The sequence below is a fragment of the Streptomyces longisporoflavus genome (assembly GCF_014649775.1).
Taxonomy (GTDB): Bacteria; Actinomycetota; Actinomycetes; order Streptomycetales; family Streptomycetaceae; genus Streptomyces; species Streptomyces longisporoflavus.
Window position 1 is genome coordinate 1 of sequence record NZ_BMTR01000092.1, and the last position, 2,862, is coordinate 2,862.

General features: G+C 68.0%; 3 protein-coding genes and 2 pseudogenes. 1 reads left to right on the forward strand and 4 read right to left on the reverse strand.

All coding sequences use genetic code 11. The annotated features are described in order from the left end of the window. Positions 1 to 61 precede the first annotated feature (61 nt). The 4 genes and pseudogenes from IE226_RS43470 to IE226_RS43480 form a co-directional block, all read right to left on the reverse strand. Positions 62 to 607, reverse strand: a pseudogene (locus IE226_RS43470) (cytochrome P450 family protein); the annotation flags it as partial. A 241-nt stretch (positions 608 to 848) separates the two neighbouring features. Next, positions 849 to 968: pseudogene (locus IE226_RS44775) on the reverse strand (GNAT family N-acetyltransferase); the annotation flags it as partial. Positions 969 to 1,101: 133 nt separating this feature from the next. Next, positions 1,102 to 1,650, reverse strand: a complete 549-nt coding sequence (locus IE226_RS43475) for a GNAT family N-acetyltransferase (RefSeq protein ID WP_190087065.1) — start codon at positions 1,648 to 1,650, stop codon at positions 1,102 to 1,104. Between the two features lie 70 nt (positions 1,651 to 1,720). Beyond that, complete coding sequence (locus tag IE226_RS43480; protein ID WP_190087066.1) at positions 1,721 to 2,443, reverse strand: hypothetical protein; 723 nt, start codon at positions 2,441 to 2,443, stop codon at positions 1,721 to 1,723. Between the two features lie 148 nt (positions 2,444 to 2,591). On the opposite strand from IE226_RS43480, the gene IE226_RS43485 reads away from it, so the two are divergent. Continuing rightward, positions 2,592 to 2,825 (forward strand): hypothetical protein, encoded by a 234-nt coding sequence (locus tag IE226_RS43485; protein ID WP_229871984.1) that lies wholly within the window; start codon positions 2,592 to 2,594, stop codon positions 2,823 to 2,825. Positions 2,826 to 2,862: the final 37 nt, after the last annotated feature.

The window sequence follows — 2,862 nt, forward strand, 5'->3', positions numbered from 1 at the left end:
ACCCCCACACAGCAGATCATCCAACCGCCGATACCTCACGGCCAGAGTTCAAAGACAACTACTGACGGCTGCGGGCACGGCGTGCCCGCAGATGACGCGGCCCCGGCGCGGCGAAGCCATCGACCATGGCCACGAGATCCCGGGCCATCTCCTCGTCCTCACCGTCGGCGAGGGGGATGCCGGACCAAGCGCAGACCGCGCGCGTGAGCAGCAGGCTCGACTCGTCGAAGAGCGTCACCTGGTCGCGGCCGGCCCACCGCTGGAGGGCGAGATCCCACTCGGTTCCCACGTGCTCCGCGAGGGAGGCGAGACCGCCAGAGTCCTTGAGCAGCCCCATGAACAGGGCCTTGCGCACCCGGTGTGTCTCTCCGTCGAGCGTGTGTACGGCACCGCGTCCGAAGAGCGTGTCGAGTACGGGCCCCGGCAGCGCGCCCTGCCTTTCGATGTGACTCTCGTCGTAGAAGAAACGCACCGCTTCCGGGCCGTGCAGGGCCACGACGTTCTTGCCCATGAGGCGGCTGCGCACCGGCTTGCCCCGGCTGCGCCGCCGGCGGTCGGGCAACCACGCGTACCCCTGGGACAGCAAGGTCAGGGTGTTGTCGAGCACGGGCACGTAGAGACTCCGTTCGCGGGGGTTCGCAGTGATTCCGGGTGATCACGCTTCGCGTACCCTCCGGCCCGCTTTTCACCCGGAATACGGATTGATCCCATCTGATGCGGGTGCCCGGGAGTGTGCGAGCAGACAGCGACCGAACGGATGAGGTAGCGCTCTCGCGGGGAGGTCCGCAGCGGCGTCCTCGCAGGAGGCGGAGCGGCGGCACGTCCCCGCCGTCGCCGACGAGGACGGAAAGGCCGCGCACGACGAATGCGTAGTGGCACAGCACCGCGACGACGTCGGTGCCGTAACCCTCGCCACGGCAGGACGGCAGCAGCCCGAGGCCGATGTGCGCGGACCGGCCCAAAGGGTCTCGGCGAACTCGGCTGTCGGTGGTGAGTGAGGGCAGCCAAACAGCCGGGCGCCAGGGAGGCTGAGGCTGCCTTCCACCGAATCCGTACGAAGTAGCGCGAGACAACGTTCGTACCGTCGACGACTGAAGAGAGCTAGAGCGGCGCAAGGAGCATAAGGACCTCGTCGCGGTCGTCGCCGGGAGCGAGGCGCAGTGCACCGGGCCAGCGGCCGACTTCCTTCCAGCCGAGTCGTCCGTAGAACTCCTCGAGACCCGTACCGCCACGGGCGGCGAGATGAAGCTGCTCCAGGCCCATCTCGTCGCGGGCGACCGAACGAACCTCGTTCACCAGAGCCACTCCGAAGCCCCGCCCCCGCAGGGTGGGCCTTGTCTGCACATGATGGAGGGTGCCCCAGTGCGCCGTGAGCTCGAACAGATCACGCCGTACGTTCAGCCAGCCGACCAGCTCCCCCCGCGCCCTCGCGACGAGCAGGCGGCTGGTCTCGGGTGCCAGCGCCCCGACGATCCTGTCGACCGCCGGGGCCACCTCCCCCTCATCGACGGGCGGAAAGGGAAATCCCGCCGCCCCTCCGGCGTTGGTGACTTCGACCCAACACGCGGCAAGCTCCCGCCGCAGTCGCTCCGTGACCTGGTCAGGTGCCGTGAACTGGAGGATGTCGAGGTCGAGGTCTCTGTCGGTCATCCGAGGATCCTCACATGAACCATGAGCTGGCAGAGCGATACGCCCTGCGATCACCATTCCGGCGCGGAGTTCAGAATCCGCCCGCCTCCAAGAGCTCTCGCCGCTGCCGCTCCCCCTCGGGAGTCAAGGTGAGCGTCGTGCCCCAGTCGCCGAAGTCCCCGCCCTCGCCCCCGCCCCCATCCAGGTCCCTCTCCCCGTGCCCGTCCCCGATCCGGACCGCGAGAAGCACGGCCTCCGGATACTGCGGAACCCGAGATGACCCCGCGTCCTGGGTGCTTCCGTTCCAGAGGTGGAAGGACACCATCGGCTGCTCCGGGTCCTCACTGACGTACCCGAGTGTCTTGCCGTAGAGCGGATTCGTCCCGCCGAACAGCACGGACGGCGCCCCGAACTCGTCCACGACGTCGGCCCAGACACGATCCTGGCCCGCCCATGAGCGCACGCGGCTCCGCAGTGAGCCGTACTCCCCGGCAGCCAGAACCCGGTCGGGCCGCAACCACCCCCGGCGCCGCGCGAACTCCGCGTAGACCGACGCCATGCCGTCGTCGCAACGCCCAGGGACGAAGCCCTGGAAGGCACCCGTCACACCAGCGCTGGTCCAGGCCCCGCGCTCCTTCCATACCTTCTGCTGCTCCGCCAGGGCTTCGGGCTGCGCCTCCACGAACAGCAGGTGGTCCACCAGCATGCGCAGGGCCCCCTCGTTCCCGAACATTCCGGGGCGACGCAGGGCGAGGTTCAGTTGCCCGATGAGATAGGCGCGTATGTCATCGGCTGCGGGACGCGAGTGGGGCATGCGCCGATTCTTCCGCAGCTCCTGCCTCCCCCGCCGGGCTTTTGATGCTGTCGGCGTCTGTAGGTGTGCAGGTCCAGGTTCAGGCGGTGGGGCCTTGGACATCGTTCCTTTTGGCCATTCTCGGGTCGAGCTGTGGAGGGATACTGCCGTGGTGCTGTTGACGTGGATCGCTGAGGTGGCGGACGAACCGCTGGTACTGGAGCCGGCTGAGCGACGGGTGGAGTGGGAGACCAACACTTGGTCGCTGGGTGCGGCTGATGAGGACAGGGGTTCGTTGTCCGTCGCCGAGGTGGTGGCCGCCTTCGAGCGGACTGCTGCCGCCATCCGGGAACGCATCCGAGACCTGGGCTTCTCTGAGTACCTGTTGTCGTTCCGAACTTGATCGCTGAGTTTCTGCTGGTGGGAGTGGCTTTCCGCCG

Bases quoted from the DNA above. Each gene is read 5' to 3' on its own strand.
- IE226_RS43475 (WP_190087065.1), bottom strand. From the start codon at position 1,650: ATGACCGACAGAGACCTCGACCTCGACATCCTCCAGTTCACGGCACCT.
- IE226_RS43480 (WP_190087066.1), bottom strand. From the start codon at position 2,443: ATGCCCCACTCGCGTCCCGCAGCCGATGACATACGCGCCTATCTCATC.